We start from the raw sequence: 232 nt of genomic DNA, 5'->3' as shown, positions 1-232 counted from the left end.
TTTCAGGTGTAAATTATCAGCTGGATCTCTCTCAGGGTGATAATGAAATCCTGACGATTACTAGGCCAAGCATCACTTCAGGCTCTGGGTATACGCTCTTGTTTACTCCCTCAGGTGGCGTTGAAGTAGAAACTGGTGAACTCGCGTGGGATGCCTCTACGCGAGACGTATCACGTGCGATAGAGAAAGCATTAGGTCTTAATTATGGTCAGATCATGGCGACTGAAAGAAC

1 protein-coding gene is annotated in these 232 nt (G+C 46.6%); it reads left to right on the top strand.

Features of this window, described 5'->3' with window-relative positions; translation table 11 throughout:
* Positions 1-232: hypothetical protein (locus ACP45E_RS02460; RefSeq protein WP_198927674.1), on the top strand; the 232-nt coding region annotated here is incomplete at both ends.

This window comes from Vibrio genomosp. F10 str. 9ZD137 (assembly GCF_049974785.1).
Taxonomy (GTDB): Bacteria; Pseudomonadota; Gammaproteobacteria; order Enterobacterales; family Vibrionaceae; genus Vibrio.
Note: the sequence above shows the minus strand (reverse complement) of the source record. Positions and strands in the feature narration are given on the sequence as shown.